The organism is Sphingobacterium daejeonense (assembly GCF_901472535.1).
In the GTDB taxonomy this organism is placed as follows: Bacteria; Bacteroidota; Bacteroidia; order Sphingobacteriales; family Sphingobacteriaceae; genus Sphingobacterium; species Sphingobacterium daejeonense.
In genome coordinates this window covers 2,367,529-2,390,703 of sequence record NZ_LR590470.1, presented here as the reverse complement: position 1 = coordinate 2,390,703, position 23,175 = coordinate 2,367,529, and the positions used below count along the sequence as shown (strand labels likewise).

At 34.6% G+C, this 23,175-nt stretch carries 34 protein-coding genes; 17 read left to right on the top strand and 17 right to left on the bottom strand.

The features are described from left to right. Positions 1-6: 6 nt before the first annotated feature. The 16 genes from FGL31_RS11565 to FGL31_RS11490 form a co-directional block, all read right to left on the bottom strand. Positions 7-2,991 (bottom strand): TonB-dependent receptor plug domain-containing protein, encoded by a 2,985-nt coding sequence (locus tag FGL31_RS11565; protein ID WP_171017648.1) that lies wholly within the window; start codon positions 2,989-2,991, stop codon positions 7-9. A 38-nt stretch (positions 2,992-3,029) separates the two neighbouring features. Then, a complete protein-coding gene (locus FGL31_RS11560; protein WP_138091606.1) occupies positions 3,030-3,242 on the bottom strand; it encodes a hypothetical protein in 213 nt (70 codons plus the stop codon). Between the two features lie 12 nt (positions 3,243-3,254). After that, positions 3,255-3,491, bottom strand: a complete 237-nt coding sequence (locus tag FGL31_RS11555) for a hypothetical protein (RefSeq protein ID WP_138091604.1) — start codon at positions 3,489-3,491, stop codon at positions 3,255-3,257. A 59-nt stretch (positions 3,492-3,550) separates the two neighbouring features. Next, positions 3,551-4,033 (bottom strand): hypothetical protein, encoded by a 483-nt coding sequence (locus FGL31_RS11550; protein WP_138091602.1) that lies wholly within the window; start codon positions 4,031-4,033, stop codon positions 3,551-3,553. A 2-nt stretch (positions 4,034-4,035) separates the two neighbouring features. Beyond that, positions 4,036-4,410, bottom strand: coding sequence for a hypothetical protein (locus FGL31_RS11545; RefSeq protein WP_138091600.1), 375 nt, complete (start codon positions 4,408-4,410; stop codon positions 4,036-4,038). 368 nt (positions 4,411-4,778) lie between these two features. After that, the gene (locus FGL31_RS11540) at positions 4,779-5,168 is read right to left on the bottom strand and encodes a S8 family serine peptidase (protein ID WP_138091598.1); all 390 of its coding nucleotides are present in this window, start codon (positions 5,166-5,168) and stop codon (positions 4,779-4,781) included. 8 nt (positions 5,169-5,176) lie between these two features. After that, positions 5,177-5,458, bottom strand: coding sequence for a S8/S53 family peptidase (locus FGL31_RS11535; protein ID WP_138091596.1), 282 nt, complete (start codon positions 5,456-5,458; stop codon positions 5,177-5,179). Then, positions 5,452-5,853, bottom strand: coding sequence for a hypothetical protein (locus tag FGL31_RS11530; RefSeq protein WP_138091594.1), 402 nt, complete (start codon positions 5,851-5,853; stop codon positions 5,452-5,454). The genes FGL31_RS11535 and FGL31_RS11530 overlap by 7 nt, the downstream gene beginning before the upstream one ends. Continuing rightward, entirely contained in the window at positions 5,840-6,229 is a 390-nt protein-coding gene (locus tag FGL31_RS11525; RefSeq protein WP_138091592.1) for a hypothetical protein, read from the bottom strand. Before FGL31_RS11525 ends, FGL31_RS11530 begins: the two co-directional genes overlap by 14 nt. Before the next feature lie 24 nt (positions 6,230-6,253). Then, positions 6,254-6,880 carry an HmuY family protein gene (locus FGL31_RS11520; protein ID WP_138091590.1) on the bottom strand — a complete coding sequence of 209 codons (627 nt, stop codon included), beginning with the start codon at positions 6,878-6,880 and terminating at the stop codon, positions 6,254-6,256. A 128-nt stretch (positions 6,881-7,008) separates the two neighbouring features. Continuing rightward, a complete protein-coding gene (locus tag FGL31_RS30520) occupies positions 7,009-7,542 on the bottom strand; it encodes a hypothetical protein (protein ID WP_512745624.1) in 534 nt (177 codons plus the stop codon). 37 nt (positions 7,543-7,579) lie between these two features. Continuing rightward, positions 7,580-7,903, bottom strand: a complete 324-nt coding sequence (locus FGL31_RS11510) for a RelA/SpoT domain-containing protein (protein WP_138091588.1) — start codon at positions 7,901-7,903, stop codon at positions 7,580-7,582. A 175-nt stretch (positions 7,904-8,078) separates the two neighbouring features. Next, on the bottom strand, positions 8,079-8,606 hold the full coding sequence (locus tag FGL31_RS11505; RefSeq protein WP_138091586.1) for a hypothetical protein: 528 nt from the start codon (positions 8,604-8,606) through the stop codon (positions 8,079-8,081). Positions 8,607-8,749: 143 nt separating this feature from the next. Beyond that, positions 8,750-9,310, bottom strand: a complete 561-nt coding sequence (locus tag FGL31_RS11500) for a hypothetical protein (protein WP_138091584.1) — start codon at positions 9,308-9,310, stop codon at positions 8,750-8,752. A 57-nt stretch (positions 9,311-9,367) separates the two neighbouring features. Then, positions 9,368-9,940 (bottom strand): hypothetical protein, encoded by a 573-nt coding sequence (locus tag FGL31_RS11495; protein ID WP_138091582.1) that lies wholly within the window; start codon positions 9,938-9,940, stop codon positions 9,368-9,370. A gap of 31 nt (positions 9,941-9,971) precedes the next feature. Next, positions 9,972-10,385: a hypothetical protein gene (locus FGL31_RS11490; RefSeq protein ID WP_138091580.1), complete on the bottom strand. Its 414-nt coding sequence runs from the start codon at positions 10,383-10,385 to the stop codon at positions 9,972-9,974. Between the two features lie 674 nt (positions 10,386-11,059). Here FGL31_RS11490 and FGL31_RS11485 point away from each other — a divergent pair. From FGL31_RS11485 to FGL31_RS11415, 15 genes are all read left to right on the top strand, one after another. Further along, the gene (locus FGL31_RS11485; protein WP_138091578.1) at positions 11,060-12,208 is read left to right on the top strand and encodes a tyrosine-type recombinase/integrase; all 1,149 of its coding nucleotides are present in this window, start codon (positions 11,060-11,062) and stop codon (positions 12,206-12,208) included. An 87-nt stretch (positions 12,209-12,295) separates the two neighbouring features. Then, complete coding sequence (locus FGL31_RS11480) at positions 12,296-12,724, top strand: hypothetical protein (protein WP_138091576.1); 429 nt, start codon at positions 12,296-12,298, stop codon at positions 12,722-12,724. 101 nt (positions 12,725-12,825) lie between these two features. Beyond that, positions 12,826-13,344 (top strand): hypothetical protein, encoded by a 519-nt coding sequence (locus FGL31_RS11475; RefSeq protein ID WP_138091574.1) that lies wholly within the window; start codon positions 12,826-12,828, stop codon positions 13,342-13,344. A gap of 93 nt (positions 13,345-13,437) precedes the next feature. Next, positions 13,438-13,713, top strand: a complete 276-nt coding sequence (locus FGL31_RS11470; protein ID WP_138091572.1) for a hypothetical protein — start codon at positions 13,438-13,440, stop codon at positions 13,711-13,713. A gap of 68 nt (positions 13,714-13,781) precedes the next feature. Next, entirely contained in the window at positions 13,782-14,099 is a 318-nt protein-coding gene (locus tag FGL31_RS11465) for a hypothetical protein (protein WP_138091570.1), read from the top strand. A 309-nt stretch (positions 14,100-14,408) separates the two neighbouring features. Then, positions 14,409-14,708 carry a hypothetical protein gene (locus FGL31_RS11460; protein ID WP_138091568.1) on the top strand — a complete coding sequence of 100 codons (300 nt, stop codon included), beginning with the start codon at positions 14,409-14,411 and terminating at the stop codon, positions 14,706-14,708. Beyond that, entirely contained in the window at positions 14,677-14,892 is a 216-nt protein-coding gene (locus FGL31_RS11455) for a hypothetical protein (RefSeq protein WP_138091566.1), read from the top strand. The genes FGL31_RS11460 and FGL31_RS11455 overlap by 32 nt, the downstream gene beginning before the upstream one ends. Then, positions 14,861-15,232 carry a hypothetical protein gene (locus FGL31_RS11450; protein WP_171017647.1) on the top strand — a complete coding sequence of 124 codons (372 nt, stop codon included), beginning with the start codon at positions 14,861-14,863 and terminating at the stop codon, positions 15,230-15,232. Before FGL31_RS11455 ends, FGL31_RS11450 begins: the two co-directional genes overlap by 32 nt. Continuing rightward, entirely contained in the window at positions 15,210-15,665 is a 456-nt protein-coding gene (locus FGL31_RS11445; protein WP_138091562.1) for a hypothetical protein, read from the top strand. The genes FGL31_RS11450 and FGL31_RS11445 overlap by 23 nt, the downstream gene beginning before the upstream one ends. Then, entirely contained in the window at positions 15,616-16,353 is a 738-nt protein-coding gene (locus FGL31_RS11440) for a hypothetical protein (RefSeq protein WP_138091560.1), read from the top strand. The genes FGL31_RS11445 and FGL31_RS11440 overlap by 50 nt, the downstream gene beginning before the upstream one ends. A gap of 295 nt (positions 16,354-16,648) precedes the next feature. Further along, positions 16,649-17,173, top strand: coding sequence for a hypothetical protein (locus FGL31_RS11435; RefSeq protein WP_138091559.1), 525 nt, complete (start codon positions 16,649-16,651; stop codon positions 17,171-17,173). Between the two features lie 82 nt (positions 17,174-17,255). Next, positions 17,256-17,960, top strand: coding sequence for an XkdF-like putative serine protease domain-containing protein (locus FGL31_RS11430; RefSeq protein WP_138091557.1), 705 nt, complete (start codon positions 17,256-17,258; stop codon positions 17,958-17,960). A gap of 50 nt (positions 17,961-18,010) precedes the next feature. Continuing rightward, positions 18,011-18,631, top strand: a complete 621-nt coding sequence (locus FGL31_RS11425; RefSeq protein ID WP_138091555.1) for a hypothetical protein — start codon at positions 18,011-18,013, stop codon at positions 18,629-18,631. Between the two features lie 6 nt (positions 18,632-18,637). Next, a complete protein-coding gene (locus FGL31_RS11420; protein ID WP_138091553.1) occupies positions 18,638-19,570 on the top strand; it encodes a hypothetical protein in 933 nt (310 codons plus the stop codon). Positions 19,571-19,657: 87 nt separating this feature from the next. After that, positions 19,658-20,206: a hypothetical protein gene (locus FGL31_RS11415; protein ID WP_138091551.1), complete on the top strand. Its 549-nt coding sequence runs from the start codon at positions 19,658-19,660 to the stop codon at positions 20,204-20,206. Positions 20,207-20,461: 255 nt separating this feature from the next. Here the strand turns inward: FGL31_RS11415 and FGL31_RS11410 are convergent, their stop codons facing one another. Beyond that, entirely contained in the window at positions 20,462-21,910 is a 1,449-nt protein-coding gene (locus tag FGL31_RS11410; protein WP_138091549.1) for an IS1182 family transposase, read from the bottom strand. A 167-nt stretch (positions 21,911-22,077) separates the two neighbouring features. Between FGL31_RS11410 and FGL31_RS11405 the strand changes: the two genes are divergently transcribed. Beyond that, on the top strand, positions 22,078-22,419 hold the full coding sequence (locus tag FGL31_RS11405; RefSeq protein ID WP_138091547.1) for a hypothetical protein: 342 nt from the start codon (positions 22,078-22,080) through the stop codon (positions 22,417-22,419). Positions 22,420-22,427: 8 nt separating this feature from the next. Beyond that, positions 22,428-23,093 carry a hypothetical protein gene (locus tag FGL31_RS11400; protein ID WP_138091545.1) on the top strand — a complete coding sequence of 222 codons (666 nt, stop codon included), beginning with the start codon at positions 22,428-22,430 and terminating at the stop codon, positions 23,091-23,093. The last annotated feature ends 82 nt before the right edge of the window (positions 23,094-23,175 follow it).

The window sequence follows — 23,175 nt, the reverse complement described above, 5'->3', positions numbered from 1 at the left end:
GAAGGATTAAAAATTTAATTTAAGGAACATTCCATATGTTCTCACAGGAAGTAATGCTGCATATTCAAATGACCCAGCATTCCTATTGTTATAAGATCCATCTGGGTTAAGATTAAATGGAAGGCTTTTGTAGAGGTAACCAAGGTTCCTTCCTACCACACCAATCTGTACCAAATCAGCATGGAACCATTTCTGAGCGAGATTGGTAGGCATGGTATAACCCAGAGTAATTTCTCGCAGTGCGATATAACTATTTTCGAAAACAGACCTATCGCGTACGCCAGCCTTATCATGAAATCCTGCATAATAATCACTTGCGGAAACTGGCTGCAGAACATGCTCCCCTAGCTCATCTTTCCCAATTAATTCCTGGGCTTGGGAAAAAGATAGACCGCTTACATTTTTACCAAATAAATACACATCCTGATCAAAAACTCCTTCTGGAATTATTCCATCGAAAGTTGACTTGTATACAGTCTCCTGGATTCCGGTTTCTGGATCGATTTGTCTAACTGCCGTTTTACGTTCGATGCCACCCAATTCTTTGGATCTTCCGAATCTAGTATCTGCTAATACCCCTCTTTGATATAGTAATCCGTGTGTACCTGAATAGATATCACCTCCAACTTTAAAGTCCAATAATCCGGAAATTTGGAAGTTCTTGAATGAAATTTTATTTTCAAAGCCTGCAATCCATTTAGCTGTAGTATTCCCAATTTGCTTAGCTTCGCCGGATGGCAAATATTCCATAGCAGAATTCAATAGTGGCTGACCCTTATCATTGGTTTTTTGAGCGAATCCTGACAACAGTGTACCAAAGTTCCCGTTCACACTACCAACCAAACTGACATCATTTTGAGTACCCAATTGATTTAGACTTGAAGGCGAGGAAGAATTGATCGCTAAGAATTTGTTTTGATTAGCTGAGAAATTAATGGTACTGGACCATGAAAAATTTGATATCTGAACAGGAATAGCGTTCAATTGGATTTCCCAGCCTCTGTTTCTAACCTTTGCATGAACATCTCGGAGCGGAGTTGTCATTTGTTCTAATGGGCTCACAATATCATAAAGATAATTATCAATCACTCTATTGTACCAAGTGACATGCAAATTTAATCGGTTAGCATACAAACTCAAGTCTGTGCCCAATTCATACTCTTTTGCATACTCATATGAAAAACCTGTCTGATAGTTTCTGAGACCCCATGATCCTGAGTTCGTATAATAGGGTTTGTAGACCGTTTTTAAACTTGGATAGGGCAATTCTAGATCATCAGTAACAGCAGATTGATAATGGAATAATCCTGTAACATTTCCAATGTGTGCATAATTCGCACGTATTTTAGCGAAATTCAGTGTCTTTTCTGTAAATCCCAACCATTTATTTATTAATGGTGCATATAAATAAGAAACACCAACAGAAGGATAGAATTTATTTAAACTGCCAAGTTTTTCAAGGTTGCTTAATGTATTGACATGATCGTATCGTGCAGCAATATTTACAAAAATATTTGGGCCATATTGATAGTTTGCTGATGCGATTGCACCATGAATACTTTTATTGTTGGCATGTTGTATATTGAATGCATTCGCGAGGCTGAATTTTGAAGGATCTAAATAAGTATCTATAGCCACTTTTTCGCCACCCTTTTTAATTCTTTGAGGATATTTATCTAAAGGCAAATATGATTGTCCTTCTATTCCACCTTCTGTCTGCCAATAATCGTAACCTACTGATAAATGGATCTGATGTTTTTGAATGGATTTATTGTAGTTTAGTTCAGCCTTTGTCATCCAATCTCTTGTATATTCATTGGCCTGGTTATTATATGCTCGCTGCTGATGATATAAGCTTTCGCTACCCAATAATCTTTCAAAATACCCATTTGCACCTTCCTTTGTTTCAATATTATAATCAGAATAATTTGCTGATATATTAAAATTTAATTGTTCATTTATTTTCCAAGAATTGTTTAAGAACAACCGTACAGTCTGTGCAGTCTTTTTTGCTTGTTGGCCATAAAGATACCAAGCTGTTTCACTTTCTAGGGGATCATTGTTAGTAACCGTTGCAAAATCCACGGGGTATTCAATAAAACTTCGACCTAGAGATGCAAATTTTTGGGCACCGATACTAGGTGCATTGCGTGAGATACTGTGATTATAAATCGCTCCTAGGATGGTTTGTACTTCTGGAGACCAATCTCGAATCCCTTTAAACATTAAATTGTTTTTATCCAGGGTATTTCTGATGAAAGAACCTTTGTTATAATCAGCTCCATAAGACAACCTGAATTTGTTCTTGGCTTTACTGTAATTAACAGCAATTTGAGCTACCTGAGAATTTGATTTTTCAAATGATTGGTAATAATTATCACTTGCAGTAGACAACCAGGCTAGTCTGCTGTCATTGATCTGATTTATATCTTCCTGACTCAGCAGTAAAGGCATACCATACACATTGCCCTTGCTTCCTCCTAAATTGACATCAAAGGATAGACCTGGATTGATGTTTTGTCCTTTAGTAAGGATTTCTATTACACCGTTCATTCCTCTGGAACCATATTTCTGAGATGCAGCAGCACTTTTTAAAACTTGGATATGATCAATATCGTAAATATTGAGTTCCTTGAGACTGTTTCCCCAGTCTTGCCCCCCATATTGGTTTGCACCGGAGGTTTCATTTTCAATTGGCATTCCATCGATGACAAATAGAGGTTGGTTACCTCCTACTATTGATTTCATTCCGCGGATTACCATTCCAGTTCCTGATGTTACACCTCCAGCAGTAGCATTCATTTGCAAGCCAGGCACACGAGCCCTCAAACTGTTTATAGGATTGGATTCAAAAGAATTGATTAACTGTGCACCTTCTAAAAGTGTCGTTTCATATGATTTATCATAGTTCTGTTGTGCAAGTACATAAACCTCATGGATTTTTTCTGAAGATTTAGACAATGTAATGGTCAACTCTTTTGCATCGGTCACCTCTAATTCGCGAGTTTCAAAACCTTGTTTTTGAAAAATTAGAGTGATAGGATAATTAGAGATATAAACTCTGAAACACCTTTGTTATTTGTTGCTCCTAACAATACATGATTTGCATCGAGGACTTGAACATGGTCTATGGTATGCCCTTGTTCATTGATAACTTTTCCTTGAATGATCTGTTGTGCAGATGAATTTGTAACGCATACAAATATGAAAAAGGATAAGATTAAAATTATTTTCGTATTCATGACTGTTGATTATTATTCTGAGTATTTGAAATGTCTTTCCTCAGTTTTAGAACCATAAATGGTTTTTGAAGTAGGTACATCATACTTAATATGATCATATCGATAAGTCATATCTTCAACCAATGGTTTCTCGATATTACTACTGATGTTAATTGCGTTTTGATAAATTCTGGTTATGTTTCTTTTAGATACTAAGCTTGCGATATCTCCAAAAATTTCTTCAACTGGATACACTAACAATAAAGGCAATAGATTATCTTGAATATTGACATAAGGGTTTGAGAATTGGTCATATCGGATCTCAAATCCTAGCTTCTTTGGAACAACGTAGCTCTGACGACTAATCCCTGATCATTAAGAAATAAATTAAGCGTATCAACTTGTACCGCCTTTGGGCCAGGAACAATAGGTCTCGTCGTTTGAATAATTTGGATACCCTTTGGTCCATAAGTTAATTTTGAATTGCTCAATTCTGGTCCCTGAACCTCTATCAAACGGCTTTCTTGATCATACGTACATTTATAATCATTGAATGCTATAAGTTTATTAGATTGGTAGCTAAGGTTAAAACAGTCTGAACCATTCAATACCACTGAAGATAGTTGGTTCTGATTGTTAAAATTGAATTGCTCAATAAGTTCTCCGTTTTTGGAATTGACACGTGTAAGATGAAAATCCAAAGGAATCTGAGATCTATCAATTTGATCAAATGTGACCTGCTTATTGCATCCGGATATTCCGACTGCTATCAATACCATAGCAATGATTTGGTAAAATATTTTATATTTCATAATTATTCCTCCCTATAATTGATTTTTAACTTTTCGAAGTTGGCATTGATTGCATCGAAGAACGCCAAGTCTATTGGATAACCGCTGTTGTTGTAAAGGATACGGAAGTCATCGAATTTCCTGTCCGTGCCATCTGTTTTATATGGCACCGGCACTTGAAGACTATCCTTAAGGCTTTGTCTTTTTAACATATTTAGGTTATGCATAATTTCAACTTGGCTACCTGAACCTAGATGCCCAGCACCTGACCATGCTACCTTTTTACTCGAAATAGCTAAAGCAAATTCTCCTCCTGGAACTGCCAATAGTTTGTTCTCTCTTTCTGGCCATTTATAAGATTGATTTTTTGGAAATTGAAACCACTTTATTATAATCATCGGGTTTTAATACGCCCACCTTAAATCCTTTAGTGTTATAAGTGGAGATTGAATCCGGTAGATTATTGTTATTATTCGCATTATAATGCGATTCCAAAATTAGTTGCAACTGATTATGATTGGCAAATCGTTCACCACGATATACTTTGGTTACTTGATATTTTTCATTGTATTGAAAATTATATTTGATGAGATACAACCCTTCAAGATTCAGGATGTAATCGACAACTGTCTTTTTAGTTTTTATTTCGCCGAAATCACTAACACTATCTTTTTGGCAGGATGAGGCGGCTAATATTAAAAGGACCATGAATAACTTCAAGAAAGCTCTGAAGTATTTAATGAACCTTGAAGTTGGCTGGTTTAATTTATTTTGAGGTATCATAAGCTTTTTTGAAATTAGGAATACCATATCCCAGCTTTGTGTCGGGATTATCACCCTGACTAGCTGAGGACTGTAGTAGAGATTTTAATTCTTTAGCGGTTTTATTTGGGAGTGCCTCCCATAGGCAAGCCAGCAAACCAGCAAGAATTGGTGGAGTATCAGCAGTATTATAAGAATCACTCCAACCATAGATTACGGGGATTTCTTGCGCTAACACAGCTAATTCAGGCTTGATACGCCCGTCGGCAGTCACGGCGTCCAATACAGACCAAAGTGGCTTGTTTCTTTTGTTGATATTTCCTACAGTGATAATATTTTTGGCGTCTGCAGGTGGTAATACAAATGTGATCAAACTTGATTTCTGAGGAAACATTTGAACAGTTAAAATTCCCTTTTCAATGCAATATCTGCGACCTTACTGCTAATGGACATTCCATTTGCTTGTTCTGGTTTTATATCAAATTGAGGTTGATTGAATTTAACTCCATAAACACAGGACGAACTCACTATGTCAACTCCTAAGCTATCAGCACGTTCCATAGCAGCTATCCAGCTGGTTTCAAAGAAAGGTTCTTGGCTTCCATTTTGGTCTGTACGGAATAAAAGGAAATCAGCCTTGGGCGCCAATCCAATAAATTGAGTTTCATTGAGGGCAGCTAACATCCCAAATGGTTATTACCGGCCGTGGTAGTATTGCTTAAATCTGTTTTATTGAACAGGAAATCATAAGTATGCAAGATTTTGTTCTCAAGCAACAAGTGAGCTATTTCAGGCTTTTCATCTATATAACCATACCCTTCACCCAACAGAGCGATAGTTTTACCTTTGCCAAAGAACCTCTGTTCGTGTAGGAATTTGGCCTGATATTGCTGTAGAAATTGAAAGGTTTTACCATAATTATCTTCAGTAACTTCTAGCTGATCTAAAATTTTGGTTGTTGCCTTCGAAATAGTTTCGCCTTCGTTCTTTAATGGTGGAATTACCGGTTCTTGATAAGGAATGTGGGTTCCCAATTTTTTGATAGATGCAACAAAAGGAAGGTTTTCAATTTTTTTCAAAATCGCCGAACCCTTCCGGAAGATGGATAACAGTGTAGTTCAGCCATTTTGAAACATTCAAGCTATTGCCTTTGGTTTGTTTTACAACCTCTTGAATATATGCATTGCTGACAGGAAGATCCGTCGAATCAATGGCAATTTTCTGTGTTATTCTTCTTTGAATAGCTTTTTCAGTCAAGAATTCTTTAGGATTTGAAATTGAATATTTTCCTGAATTTTTATCCTTGAAATAAACAATGATTGCCTCATTGAAAGCAGTTTCGGGCTCTGGCTGATTTTTGTACTCACCATAAGGTGAAACATCTTTCCTACAAGAAAATAGGAATACCAGTAGACTTAGCCATAGGATGGCTATCCATTTATTAATATTAAACATAAACGTATTGGTTGAGTGAATGAATTAATGAAACCTCTGTCCTTTTTCGATATACTGGTATCTAAAGGTATAATAGCCAGTTCTGGTACTCATGGTTTCGTACGTTTCGCCCTTTAGGTTAGGCATGTCCCTATAAAAACTCAAAATTTGTAATTTGACAAATCCTTTTTGATCTGCCGTTTGGATAATCATAGTCTTTTCAGAATATGGGGTGTAAAACATGTTGTCATCCATGTAATACCAAGTCTTTCCTCCACTTCGGTAGCCTAATGCAAAGTCATTTCTACCTACATCTTGTTTAAGGCCACTCAAACTTGGGATATCCTTAATGGTGTGATAAGGAACATTGGCGATCATTGCTTTAGCATTTCCGCTACGGACTGGATTGGCCATGGTACCACCATTGATTTTCAATTGGGCATGTTCAAAACAGATGTCCCAATTATCTGCTCCAATTTTTTTAACGACTTCTCCGGTACTGAATTTAAAGAATGGCTTGGTAGCGTAGTCAGCTTTTAAATTTCTGACAATTTTTTCTTCCTGAATGGGTTTATCAGGAATGGATGGTTTTTCTTCTTTGCTGCAAGCTCCCAACAACATGAAAAGGACTAATGAACCATTACATAACCTTTTAAAATACTTAACTCTCATGCGCTTTATTTATAACGATTCTAAATTACCGCAAAAGTAAGGTATGTTAAGGGTAGTCAATCTATGAAAAACGGTCAACAGAATATGAAAAATGGCAAAAAGGGAAGGTTATTTCTATAAAAATATTATTATTTGATTTGTTTGTCTCCAAATTTTGCCTTTTCTATTTCCAATAATTTTAAAACTTCTTCTACAAACTCTTCCGTAGACAAATTTTCATTCTTAATATTCCCTGAAATCATCTCATCTAAAACATTTGCATTAAGTATATTGAATTCTTTTTCAACTTTTGAACTTAAAATTTTATTTTGACTATCATTTAAATTATATATAGAATTAGAATTCTTAATCATTACTCTTCTAAAAGATTCAGGATTTAAATCTAGTTTTAAAATTTCATCATAAGGAGCATTTCTTATATATTCAAAGTGTTGATAAATTTTATTTTTAATATTTTGAAGTTTTTCATCAACAATTTCTAATAATGCAGAAACTCGAGATAAATCTCTTTTTAAAATATCTGGAATATTTTCTTCCCTTTTATAGAAAAGATTATGTGAAGTTTCTGCCCATATATGTTCAGAAATTGTCCTAACTTGAACTTCAAATATTTTTTTTGTGTGAGTTTCCCATGTTGGATGATCACGCCATTTATCTTTGATTTTAAGTATTAAATGAATAGAATTATATCCAAATTCTTTAAAAAGTGATATTTGAATTATACTTTTTTATAATAATAAAGTTTGATTCTAATAAATTTATTACTTTATCTTTATATTCAGGAAATAATACAACAATCCTTAATCCTATTAAATCATTTAATTCTTTTAAGGATCTACCCTTTCGAAATTTATTGGAATAAATTTTCTCTTGAATTGACTCAAAAGTTTTAACTCTTTTATTAATCTCAAAAGCTATTGGTATATTTTTAGAATTTAAAAGTCTTTCAATTAATCTACTGATTTCATTTAAAAACTCCTCATAATCATTAATTAATTCATTATATTCTCTTTTAATATCCATAGGTAATAATTAGGAATTCTATGCTATTAAATTATTATTTTTTTTTAAAAATTATGATAGTTCTTTAATAAATTATTTTATTTATTAATCTTATTAAAACAAGCAATCCCAAATTGATTATGAATATTTTACAATTGCCTTATTTGAACCAGTTTAATTAAGAAATTAAAAAAATCTATATTATTTCTATCAATTCATCTTTTCCTAGATCATATTCATACATCCGGTGAGATTCATTATCTAGGTACAACCATTGAAGAATGCTGGAATTCTCAGGAGAAGCCTTTATTCCAATGCCAATTAAAGTGTATCTCTTTCCATTTTTTTCAGCATCTTCTATGGAATAAATGATTGTATTTGATTTATCAATAATAAAATCATCTACCGGGAGAGTCTTGCTTATGGTTAGATAATATTCGACCCAGTTATATAGATAATCTTTAAAGGTTTCTGTATAATTACTGTCCATAGGATATTGAAAGACTAGATCCTTTCCATATTTACTTCGGAAATCCAGGATTTTACTATCCTTAATTTTAAGAATTTTGGTTACTACCTTTTCTCTTACTGTTTCGGTATCTCCGGCAAGCTTCAAAACCCTATCTTCCCAGTTAATCAGAATACTGTCTCCTCTTAATAAATTCAATTCCACAAATGAATCTGGTTGATATACAAAAGTTAATCGCTGTTCTCCACTTTTCACAAATAAAGGCTCTAGGTCCCCTCCTTCTTGTAATTCTAAAAAATCACTTTTTCCTGCTTTTCTTGAGCAAACAGTGGCTGAGTGAATAGAAATAAAAAATAGAATATTATCGTTGGTTTTATCATTGAGACAATATGAGTTTATTAGAGGCTGTCAAAACTGATTCTTTCGTATTCTTCAATTGTTCGACCGGAATTACTAGCACCAAAGAATAGTATCCACAATGTATTGTCGTTATAGTTCATAATCCCCAATCTATTGTTATCTAAGGGAGCTAAAAAGGAGATATCTTCCTTTATTTGAAAATAGACAACAGGGATTGGAACCATTGATCGGTTTTTCTTTAAATATAGGTAGTTACCTTCTTTCCTAGTTGAGATTGAAAATGAAGATAACTTATCATTTCCCTTGAAAGCTGTAACTTCTAGATAACTGTCTGGCTGAACAGTAAATCGTATAATGGCATCATCTGGTATTTTCTCAGTGGAATCTATATCTGATCTATAAAAGGATAAGAAATCCCATAATGTATATTCTTTAACCGTAAATCTCTGTTTGATCTCTGCAGGTTTATTGGAATAATATTCCCCTTCAAATGCTGTATTGATGGTTGAAACCTTACCTGAGAAATCTTTTGAAAGTTTTCGCGCTGAGGAACAACCAATAATTGGTATACATAGAAACAATAACAATATGATCCTCATAAACTTACATTTTATAATTTATTAGATTATTTATTCCATCTCACTGTCCACTTCTATTTAAGTTTTGTAATTGAATTTATTGTCTTTAAATACATAACCTTTCCTGGCGAAAGGTAGAGTACTCATGATTTCTCTCTGAAAAGGATTTGCAGGCTTTTCTAATTCAAAACTATCTGACATATAAACAGAAAACGGCAAATAGAATCGATAGTCCTTATTTAACATGCTCTGTATATGCTTATTAAAACTATAGATTTCTAATTCACCATCAGGATGGAAATTCTTTTTCTTAAATACTAATCTTCCTTCCTGCATCTGAAAACGAAGGGCGTCCTTTTCCATGGCGGTATTTGCCTTTCCTTCTATCTCAATCACTTTTCCTTTACCCTCAATTTGCCATTCATCTTTTGACTTAAAAAATGTCTTATTGATATTAAATTCTTCAGAATCCTCCATCTCAACAATTAATGTAAAATCATCAATCTGTTTATTCGCCCATCTATTCGCAGCTGTAAGAACATAATTAAAGTGATAATTGTAGTCTATACTGCTGGATACATCGAATTTATAAGTGTGTTTAACGATATTCTTACCTTTTTTGAAGTTAGCTTTAAAGTGGTAGACATACATAAAATCAATATAGTTACCACTGGTGCTACCATCAAATGTTTTTTAAGTCAATGCTTTTTATTTTTCCATTCTGATAATAAAGGGAATCAGCGACATATGCTACATTGTATTTAAGATTTTCCCCGTTCATTTCTACTGTAAAATCTCGCATATATGGATGTAAACCTTTTTTGGGTGCCCCATCCACATCACCAGATGGCGATATTGCTTCAAAACCAACTAAGATTTCCTTCGCTTCAGCAGGATTGAAGAACTCGTAGTAGACGGTTACTTCGATAAACTGATTGTTAACCTTCTTTACTTTTAATATTTCTTTTTGTACTGAAATATCAGTTTCATGGATAGGGATTAATTGATTGCCAGAAGCAAAATATGCCCCATCATTTGCATGTAGATATACATTTGTGAGCAACAATAGTAGTAATAGGAATTGGCGTATGATCATAGGATATAAAATTGAGAGTCTATTTGCTTTAATATATATTATGGTTAAATGTATTGGCCATATTGAAAGATGTTTTTTCGGTATTGTAATTAAATATAGTAAAAAGAAATTGAAGTTGATTTTATGGAGTGGGAATATTAGAACATTGAACGAACGTTTATATTAAAAGGTTTTGAATAGGAAGTATTTTGGGATAGGATGAGAAATGGAAAACAAGATTGAATATTTAATCTATATAAGGATAGAATATAAGGTCAGATGAATTTGGAAAACTAAGGTGAATATCAATGGATAAAATTGCCATCGGGATTGGCTCAGCCGCTCACTCCCCGCGCTCATTACCCTGAACCATCCCTTTTTGGGGTTGGCTTCAAAGAAATAAAGCCGCATCGCTACGCGAGCGGTTTTGTTGTTTCTAAGGCTTTTGCTCAAACAAGTTTGGCAACAGCCTTAGAAACAACAAAACCCGACTAACGTCGGGCTTTATTTCTTTGGCGGAGAGAGAGGGATTCGAACCCTCGATACAGTCATCCCGTATACAGACTTTCCAGGTCTGCTCATTCGACCACAGTATTTTAAATCCGCATTTAAATAGTCATTACAGTAGATTTTGCCATACAGAAAACAGTTTTAGTGTGCGCATTAATGTATGGTTTAATTTAATCACAAACGTAATGACAAGAAAAACAGTGACTGGTTTTACGCCTACCTACACAGTTCCAAGGGTAAATGTTGGAGCAAAACAACGTAGCAAACAAGAACAAGCTAAATGCAAATGGTTCGTAGAATTTACCTACAATGGGAAACGTACTCGATTATCCAATCAATTAAACAGGTTAAAGGATTACAATGAGAAGCTTGATGCATTCAATGCTTTAAAGGATGTAGTACATCAACAATTGAAAGATGGTGTATATGGTATGCCTGTTGAAAAACCTGTAGTTATACCAAGTGTTAAGGATGCTGTAAAAGCATTCATAAAGTGGCATAAAGATAAAGGCAGTAGGCTAAAGACTATTCAGTCCTACCAATCCAAGTTAAATTATTTTACTGATGAACTAGGTGATACACCTGTCAACTATATCTATCATAAAGATGTAGATGACTTGCTTATTACCCTATCCAAGGATTTAAAATGGTCACCCAAGACTTTTAATAATGCTAAAGGTGTTTATACAGGTTTATTTCAATTCTGTATTGATAGTAGATATATCGATGTTAATCCTTGTAGTAGGGTTAAGACTAAATACGTAGGTAAATCATCTAAGAACAAAGCATTTTCAAAGGATGACTTCAATGCTATTATGGTTGAGGTTGAAAAGGATGTGATGTTATCAATGTTTGTAAAGAGCATATATTACACGTGCATTAGACCCAAGGAATTAACCCAATTACAAGTACGTCATATTGACTTTGATAAGAGAATTATATCTATTCCTTCAGATATTTCCAAGAACAAAAAAGATGGTGTAGTTCACATTGATGATAACTACTATGACCTATTGAAAGAATATTATTTCAATGCTCCTAGTAATGCATACCTGTTTTGTAATGATACAATCCTTTGGGGTAATACACCATACCAAGCCAATCGACCCTACAAGCGATTTGTAAAGATATTATCCAACCTCGGACTTGATAACAAAGGCTATACCCTGTATTCGGTAAAGCACTATTCCAACGTACAGAAATACTTAGCAGGCTTTACTGTAGCTGAAATCATGATATGCAACAGACATCATTCACTTGCTGAAACTGAAAACTATTTAAGGCATTTAGTTGAATTCGTGGATGTATCTAAAAAACTTATCCCATCAATCTAGACATAAATGTCAAGCATAGCTTAATTATTTCAATCAACAGACTATTTATAAGTAATGAATTATAAACTATTATTAACACATAACACAATGAAAACAATTAACATTAAAACAATCGCAATGGCTGTAGCTTCAGCTTTATTATTATCAACTACTGGATGTAGCAAGAATGACTTTGAATATGACTTTAAACCTGCTACTGAAAGAGAATTAACAGGGGTATATAAACTAATTGAAATGTGTAGCAATACACCTGATTTGAATGGATGTCAATCAGGTAAAGAGATTGAGAAGATTAACTTTACATTCAGCAATAAACAGTTGACCATCACCAATACAGGCGTAAAGGAAACATACAGTTATTATATCATGCAAAATGAATTGAAGGTTCAAGGTAGTGAAGGTAATAAGTATGACAGCTATGTTTACCGCACTTCAGGTGACACTTTATTTATGGTCGGTAACAAACAGGATTACAGACATAAACTTACCCTATTGAAAAAGATTACCAAGTACTAAATCAATCTTAAATACTATCTACAATCAAATTTAATTATCACATAAAGCCCCCAACATGGGGGCTTTTTCATTGCTTCACACTTAATAATAAAAAACATACTATGAGTAAATACCGTGCTGAAATTGCTGAACTATATAACTTTGCTGTCTATACCGACACTATAAACGAAGAATTATATAACCTTCTTGAATCTATCTATAATGAAGAATGTGAACTTCATGATTACGAATTATTGAAACAAATTTACATCCTACTATCTGATGAAGTAGATGATGAAGAATTTTATGACTTGGGAGTTGATGAAGATAATGATGACTTAATAGAAATTTTATATCAATACTGTAGTACATTCTTGGTTGATAAAACCAAACTATCAATTCAATTAGGTAAATACGTAACTCAACCTGAAGAACGTCATTTTGAATCATATGATGATTTTCATCAAGCCTTAGCCAATGCACTGAAACAATCTGTAACCCTACCTGAAAATGACAATGCATCATTCTTAGCTTGGCTATTGAACGATATTATTGAGAATGATATCAGGTTGAAAAATGAAATGATTGAACGTAAAGAACCACAAGAAAAGCCTGCTGAAAATTATTTTAAATTTTTCTAACTTATAATCAATTAGTTAAGGTCTTAGGGATTATAGAACCTGTACTTTACTTATGTCTTGCACTATTTATAGAATATATAAGATAAATAAATTATGAAAGTACAAAACATAAAAAACCTTGCTGTTGAGTTACAGCAATTATTGCATGAGAATGTAAGCTTTGAGCTTAAATATAAACTGAACAAATTAAATAAAGATGTACAGATACTGGTTGAGCAAATTGAGGAAACTAGGATTGGATTATTGGAACAGTATGCAGTACTAAATGAATCCGAAAACAGATATCAGTTTGAATCTGATGAGAATGCAGAAAAGTTTTCAAAAGAATATGCTGAAAAGCTTGAAGAAGAAATTGGACCTTGGTTATGAATTCAACATCAATGAATTCAATAATATTACCAATGCTAGTCAATACCAATATATTTTTGAATTGATAGATGACTAGTAAAGGATTAGAAATGTTGGATGCGGTACTGGATAAAGTAGGTACTATCCTGACAAAAGAACAAATGAGTGTTTTATATTTCACCGCTGAATTAAAGGATATCATGCAAAATAAAGAATTAGATTCTTTGCATGATGCAATAGAAGTTTATGAAAAAGATGATGCTTTCAATATGAACATTGCTTATCTATACCTCGATGAATTAATAACTGTAATGAGCAAAAAAGAACAATATGAATTGTGTGATGAATTACAGCAGACAAAAGAAACAATACAACTTGAAGTAATTCAAGAACAACAAAAGAAATAAATTTTTCCATAATTTTTTATTCGTAGCCCCTGTCAGAAATGATGGGGGTTTTTCTTTTTATCATGCATGCCTGCATGCACACTTACCTATTAATAATCTAATACCCCAATATGGAAACAAACGAAAGAGATATATTAATTAGCGTTAAGGTAGATAACCAAGAAGCAATTCAATCTACTGATGCATTAAAGAAAAAAATTCAATGAACTAAAACAAGCTGTAGATAAGTATACAGATATTGACCTCAACAATATCAATGTTAATGATTTACAAATTGCCCTTACACAGGCAAAAAACTTATTCAAGGAATTGTCATCTAGTGGTCTCGCATCTATTGATGACTTAAAGAAAGTCAGTACAGAAATAAATGCTTTAAACCAACAGATAGCCAAAGTTGAAAACATTGATATCAAAGTCAATGACAATATTGATGATTTAAAAGGCAGGTTACAAGACCTACAGAATATTGATTTACCCAATGTTAGTTTAGATTCTTTAAACTTTGAAATTGAGAAATCCCAACGCTTATTTCATGATATATTTAACCTCAAAGATGGTAGTATAGATACCGAAGGAAATGCTGACAGAAGTAATGGCAGTGATGGATAATATCAACGGTCAGATTCAAGGTGTAAACGTTCCTGTTGATATAGATACATCTTCAGCTGAAAGTGAAACTGAAGCCTTAAAAAGAAAGTTTAGAGACTTATCCAATGTAGCTTTATCCTTTGATGAAATTGATTTTGACAACAGTAGTATAGGTGAACTTCAGCAACATCTTAAACCAAGCTGAAAATGTATTAAAGCAATTAAAACAGTCAGGTTTGGCATCTGAACAACAGCTGTCCTCAATGGCTCAAACTGTATCTAAACTAAAAGGTACTATTACTGGTGCTAAGTTCGAAAACGCTTTTAAAGGGTTCGAAGGAGCTATACTTGGTTCAGTCGGAGCGACACAATTGCTACAAGGAGCTGTAGGTGTATTGGGTATTGAATCCGAGGAAACTGAAAAGTCTATCCAAAAGATGCTTCAGCTCATGACATTGAAAGATGCGGTGGAGAATATAGGTCGTTCAATACAAAGCATGAAGGCTTTAACCCTTGCTACCAATGGTACCACAATCTGCAACTAAACTGTTGAAATTAGGTCTGTCAGGGCTAGGAATTGGCTTAGTTATAACCGCTGTTATGTATTTGGTTGAGAACTGGAATTCACTTTCTGCTACAGTGAAGGAATTCATACCATCCCTAGGTGGAGTGAGTGACCAATTCAAAAATATGGGTGCTATTATGGAAGGTGTGGGTAAAGCTGTAATTGGCTTTGTGGTTCGTCCTATTCAAAGTGCTATTAAAGCTTTTAACTTATTAAAAGATGGTGACTGGAAAAGTGCAGGCAAGGAAATATTCAATGCTTTAAACCCTATTGAGAGATTTACCAATATTGTTAAAGATTTCAATAGTGGATTCAACCAAGGTTTAATAAAAGCTGAAGCAACGGAGAATATTAAAAACTTCAATGCTGAAACTGAAAAAAACAATCAAATTATTAGAAGCCCAAAGCGGTAAAGAAAAGGAAATATTTGCTTTAAAGAAAAAGATGTGGAGTAACGAGATTACCCAATTAAAAAAGAAAAATAAAGTCTTATCCGATGCTGACCAAAAACGAGTTGATGAACTCGAAGAAATGATGCAGGTCGAAGGGGTTAAACACAATAAATTCATTGCTGATGCAGGCAAAGCATCTGAAGATGCATTCAAGGCAGGTGTTGAGGAATTCAAAAATGCAATGGTTGAGGTAAATAAATTCTTAGCTGACCAAGGCAAAAGTGAAAGACAAAAAGAACTGGATGAAATAGATAAACATTATGCTGAACTTCTTAAAAAAGCGAGAAAATATCAACAGGATGCAAGCGATATTAATTCAGCCCTGAAGCAAGCCAATACCGTTAATAAAATAAAAACGGCTAGGGAAATAAAAAAGGATGAAGTAAATGAAAAATACGACAAAGAGGACAATGAAAAAGCTTTGTCTGAAACTGAACTAAAAGGTAGTACTGATTTACTTAAAGTTAAAACTGGTAACGAAGAAAAGACTGTTGCTGATGTTACTCGCATAGCTGATGTCGAGTTAAAAAATGCTAAAGATTCCTATGAGAAAAAGAAAATTCTTGCAAAAGATAATGCTAAGGAATTAGAGAACATTGAAGCTGAATATGCCAATAATGTCTACAACATAAATAAAAGGATTAGCTGATAAAGTAAAAGCTATAAAGGACAAAGAGAAACAAGATGCGAAGGATAAAGTTGAAATAATCCAAGAGACAAATGTTCTCAATGTTGAAAACCAAATAAGTGAATCTGAAAATGGTTTACCTTCTAATCCTGACAAACCCCTTACCGATGACCAAGTAAAATTAGTACTTGACAACGTCCAAAAACTTCATGATGCTAAGATTATTCAGTTAGAAGCTAACTATCAAAAAGAACGTGAACTATATGCTGACAATGCTGAACAACTGGCACTAATAGATGCTAAGTATAAAAATGATTTGCTTAATGCTGAAAAAGAAAATTCAGAAAAGAAGATTGAAATCCAACAGAATGAAAATGCTAAAAAAGCTGATTCAAATAGGATATACTTTGATTCTGCTAATGCACTTTTAGAAGCTAGTAAAGTTATTGGTGAAGAAAATACCCTATGGCAAAAAGGACTTGCAATTGCACAAGCAACAATTAACAGTTTCCTTGCAGGTAGTGAAATCCTTAAAGACCCATTTTTCGTTGGGAGACCTTGGGAGCGTGTGATAGCAATGAGTTCAGTTATTGCAACTGGTCTAGCCAATGTCGCATCCATTGTAAAAACCAAAGTAAACAATAAGTCAAATAGTAATGGTCAGAGCATCCAAGCTCCAACTATTAATGTACACCAATTAACACCGAGAAGTACACAAGATGTTCGAGTTGTTGGTAATACCCAACAGAACCAAGACCCAATCAGAGCATATATAGTTTCCAAGGATATAAGCCAATGGCAGGAAAATGAAAACCAAGCCAAACAGAATTCGGAGTATTAATTACATATAGATTATCACATAGAAGCCCCCAACATGGGGGCTTTTTTATTGCCTTCACACTTACACGGTAAATAAAATTAATATGCCAATTAAAGAATTACCTGTTTATGAATGTGTGATAAATCCTGCTGAAGGAATGATAGTTGATTTTGTCTCTATTGTTGAAACCCCTGCTGTTGCAACAAATAACAAAAAAGTGTTTGGTGATGGAAATTTCTTAGCCTTCAAAAAAGATGAACCTGTAAAGGAAAAGATGTTTTTCTCTACTGATGAAAAGCAAATCATTTTCGGAATTGCAATGATGGCAGGTGACCATATTTATAGACGTGATGAAGAAACTGGAAAAGAGTTCTATGTCACTTTCACCAAAGAAATGATTTATGAAATAGTTACCACTTTTTTCCAAAAATCCCTTAACCATAATATGAATGTAGACCACACCTCAAAGTCTGCAAAGAGTTACATTTTCCAATCAATCTTAGTTGATGAAGCTATGGGAATTAAAGCCCCTGAAGTGTTTGGTGAAGTTAGCGATGGAAGTTGGTTAATATGTGCCAAAGTCAATGACCCTGAATTGTGGCAGGAAATAAAACAAGGTAAAAAACGAGGTTTTTCTGTTGAAGGAATGTTTCAGATGATTGATAGAGATGTATGGGTTGAGGTTGAGACCGATGAAAAATTCAATAAAGTTGATATTGATATTACAGGATGGGCTTTGCATGATACCCAAATAAAAGCATCCATCAACCAATTAGAGTATTATATCAATAAACTCAAAGAAGACTAATAATTAAAAAATTTTCGCTTAGCCCACTTACAGGGTAAAATAATAACAAAATGAACGAGAAAAGAAATGCGTTAGACTTATTAAACAATGCTATCAACATCTTAAAAGGGAATTTTTCCAAGAAGGATGAAGTAGTAATGATAACGTCAAAGGTAAAATTCAAATTCGAGATAGTTGAGACAGCTGAAGGAGCTACAATTTCATACCCTTCATTAGAAGTAGGTGCACCTGTTACCCAAGCGAGTAACGAAGGTGAAAGCCCTGCAAACGATGGATGGTACGCTGTTGAAGGTGATATCAAAATCAAAGTTGAAGGTGGATTAATCGCAGAGATTGAACAACCTGAAGCTGAAACCAACGAAGAATTTGAAGAAGGTGCTGAAGCACCTGTAGCTGACAACACAGCTGTTGTGGAAGCGATTGAACAAGCTGTAGAAGCAGTTCAAGCTATCCAAGAAGAAATTGAAGTATTGAAATCTGAATTTTCTCAATTCAATAAAGTAAATGCGGATATCCTTGCATTGACAGATGCAGTACAAAAGTTCTCAAAAGAACCAATTAGCACTTCAGTGACCAAGACTGAAGAAAAAGAAGAACAAGTAGCCAACTCTAAAGAAGACAGAATTAAACGTCTTGCAGGTTACAAAAATAAAAATCAATTAAAAACTTAAAATAATATGGCTTTAGATTTATCAAAATTGGCTGATTATACCTCAGAAGCTTCAGGTGAGCACTTGTCAGCTACAATTATGGAAGCAGACACAGCAAAGTTCATTGCCTCAAATGGTACTTTGATGGTGGGTGTAAAAAATTCAGAATTTATCCCATTTTTAGATGGCGACGTTACTATCCAAGCAGATGGTGAAGGAAATTGCGGTAGGAATCCTATCGGTAATACTAGCTTTGACTTAGGAAAAATTAACGTTGTTCAATTAAAAAGTGAAGAAAACCTTTGTCCGAAAAAATTAAACAAAAAATGGTTGAATTCATTGTTACGTGCAGGTTCACAGCCATACACAGAGATGATATTCGCAAATCAGATTATGGCACTTAAAGCAAACAAGATTTCCGTTTTGAACGAAATGGCAATATGGGGCGGTGATGTCGATTCTACAAATGCAAACCTTAACAAATTTGATGGTTTCATCAAAAAATTTGGTGAACAAAACATTCAAGTTTTACCTGCTGGTGAGACATTAACAGCTAGGTTGCAGAATGCACTCTTAACCATTCCGCAACATATAAAATCCGCTGACGATTTCTATATCGTTTTAAGCCACCAAGATGCTGAATTGTTGAAATTAGAACAAGCTCGTGCTAACTACTTTAAGGAAGGTGAAGCTGAAAAATTATTCGGTACAAACGCTAGAATTATTGCAGTTAAAGGTCTAGAAAATAAAGATTTATTTTGGTACGGTCGTGGTCGTTCTTATGTTTTAGGAACCGATTTGATGGGTGAATTGGAAGGTGAAGGTGCTTCAATGGAGTATTCTTTTGAGACTCAAAACATCTATTTGGACTATCACTGGGCTTTAGGAGTTGAATTAATCTTCAAAAACGAATTGTACGTTTTCAAAAAAGAAGCTTCAGCACCTGAAGGTGGTGAATAATTAAACCCTTCAAAAAATTAGAGAAACATATATGAGCAGTCACCATGGTGACTGCCATATTAAATAAAAAATAAAAACATTAATAATATGCCTTCATGCAAAAGTTTAACAGCTTTAGCCAAAAGTTGTGGTAAGACCCAAGGCGGTGCAACCAATGAGTTGTACTTAATTGCCTACGATGACTTAACTAAAACTAATGGCAAAGTCTATACAGAGGACACAACAAAAAATATGATTTCAGCATTTAATATAGGTGCTGAACCTAATGTAAAGAAATTCGTAAAGGTTGGTGTCATCAACAATTCATTATCTTTTACTGGTGAATTTGCAGGTAGTGTTGAAAACAATTCATTTGGTTTTGATTCTACTGTGAACTTCAACATTTCAGGAATTACTGCTGAATCTCGTGCATTCGTTCAGAATTTAGCAGAAGTAGACAGCGTTGTTGCTGTGATTAAATTAAAATCAGGTCATTACCTTTCAACAGGTTTTGATGGATATATGTCTTTAGCTACTGCTTCAATGCAGTCAGGTTTGGTATCTGCTGACCTTAACGGTTTTACTATTTCATTAAGTGAAACTGGTGGTGTACTACCTAAATTAGTTGACCCAACTGTTATAGACACAATAATCTAATAGTATTCCCAATACTATAATAAGTACTTAAAAAGCCCATTGCATCCCCTGGAGGGCACTGAAAAAGTCTCAACTTTTTAATGAGATTTAAAGAAATGACTGAGTACAGGATTTATCTTACTCGGTCATTTTTGTTCTAGGGATTTCTGAAAATTTGTTTTTTAATGGTTTTATTGAAGGTTTAATCGACCATGAGTGGCTATTTAGGCTTTCAGAATCTCAAATCCATTGATTTTGAGGTAATATTCCTCCTTTTTAGATCAATTTCAGGATTCTTTTCAAGTTTACCGTGAAGATGGCCATTGCACCCTGCATTTCCATATTTTGGATGCCATAGGAATCTGCTCTTCCATAACCATGGACATTCTTGAGCTCACTGTTCTTTGCCTCGATCTTATACCTTTCCTTAGACTTGCTCCGGTAATGATAGGTTTGCTGGAAAGCCATCTGCTCTTTATGGAGTTCGGATTTAATGGTTATCGAATAGGTCTTTGTTTTTGACCCATCCTTATAACATCCTTCCCTGAGAGGGCAAACCTTACATCTATCCACATCGAAGTAATACGTGTCTGCTTGATTTTTACCTATGTTCTTTTTGCCCTGACGGGCCTTCCGGATTGCTAGATGGCCAGCCGGACAGACAAACATCCCCGCATCTTTATTGTAGTGAAAGTGATCGCTTTCTTTCCTGGATCCCTGGCTGACTGCCGGTTTCAATTTAGCGATGATATCAATGTTCTGTTCTTTTGCCAGCCGTAGATTGTCCTTTCCAGAATATGCGGCATCGCCTATAATCGTGTCCACTTCCATTCCATTCTGCTGGCTGATCTCCAATAATCGGGGCAGTTCCGGACCATCACCTTTCTCGCCTGTAGTAACGACCGCTGCTGTGATGATGCGTTCCTCGGTCATTGCCAGATGTGTTTTATAGCCAAAGAAACTACTGTCCATTGATTTATGTCCAAGTCTGGCTTCACCATCTTTTGAGAGCAGATAGTATTCCTTTGTGTCCTCGATGGTTTCTTTCAACAGGTTCAACTTCTCTTTTACAGCCGGTATTTCACTGATAGATTGATCCTGATCCAGCACTCTCTGTAATTCCCTGCAATAGGCAAGCTCTTGGTCCAGGTCGTTGGACTCGTTCTTTTGTGGTAGGCGCCCTTTGTAGTCCTCATCGATCTGATATATTGCTTTCCTCAACAGCTTGGATCGTTCCTTTAGCACTCCCTGTGCTGTGTATGGGTTCGATCTGGAATGGGTATGTGTGGCATCTACGATGATGGACCTTGATTTTATAATACCCTTTTCAAGAGCGATCGTTACGGTCTTATTGATCAACAGGTTCAACAGGTCCATGTCCTTTAACCGTAGCTTACGGAATTTGGTGAGCGAACTTGGATTGATCACATCCTCCTCAGGGGCCATTTCCAGAAAGTATTTAAAGGACATGTCATATCTGGAACGATCAACGACATCAACATCCGAAACGGTGTAGATCGTCTTTAACAGAAGGTACTTGAACATCTTGATGGGGCTCTCTGCTGTACGCCCATTGGTCTGGCAATACTTCTCCAAAAGTTCCTCATGTATGAAACTGAAATCGATAAGATCGTTGATTTTGCGAAGTAGATTGTCTTTTGGAACAATGATATCGTACAATCCCGAATAGGAACTGAACTGAATTTTTTGTTGGGTAGAAAGCATCCTGATGTCCGTTAAAGCCTACTTTAAGATACGAAAAAAGGAGCAGAAAACTGTTGTTTTCCACTCCTTTTTTAAGCCCATTCTAAAAGGGGACTTTTTCAGTGCCCACCATCCCCTGTAGTGGGCTTTTTTAATGCCTGTACACTTACCTAATAAACATAACAACAATGACTTTACTAATTGATAGACAAGCTTTGATTCTCAACCTTTATTTCACTTTTGACAGACCAATTGTTGGTGCTGTAACGATGGAAGTTGCAGGTGATTATCATGCTAAAAAAAATACTGTCAATCTAGATTCACCAACTGTAGAGAATACTCGATATACCCTATTCACTGTAGATAATCCATTTTCAGAATTACTGGATGGACTTTATTCCTATTCAATATCTGATTCTGAAGGGATATTAAAAGAAGGTAGTCTAAAGATTCAATCAGATGATTTTGGTGCAAACCAATTTAAAGAATTTGAAGAAGATGGTGACGATATAATTGTTGTTGAGGACTAATTACAATCATGAGAAATAAAAATAATCAAAAACCTCAAAAATTAAACGTAAAAGCATTTAATTTCAGCACTCAACCTACACAATTACCTATAGAAACACCTAAAGGTGGTCGAAAATCTGCTGATGTCATGATGTATTGGGGTAATTCAAACTTATATCCCAATTATTTGCTTGAATTATACAAGGATTCACCAAGTCATAAGGGAATTTTAAATTCAAAGTACACATTTATACACGGAAATGGACTGATTTATGAAAATACAGATGAATATGCTGACTTTATGGTCAATGATGAGGATTCAATTGTAGATTTATTCGAAAAAGTAACCAAAGATTTTTTGATTTTCAACTCCTATGCAATAGAAGTTATCTATGACCGTTCAGGGCAACAGGTAAAATACAACCATATACCTGTAGACAGGTTACGTATATCAAAAAACAAGAAACATTTTTGGTATTGTGAAGACTGGTTTCTACGTTCAACAGAATCTATTCATTTTGATGGTTGGACTAGACAAATTACAGATGATTTAACAAGCAAGATTTTCTACTACCAAGGCTACTCACCTAGTCCTTCATTCTGCTACCCAACCCCCGATTACAGCGGATGTTTGATAAGCATAGAGAATGATATTGCCATTCGAGATTTTCATAGAAACAACTTAAAAAAATAACTTTTCTGTTAGTTCAATTATTACGTTTTTTGGCGGTGAACCTGAAGATGAAGTTGCTGACCAATTACTAAAAGATTTAGAA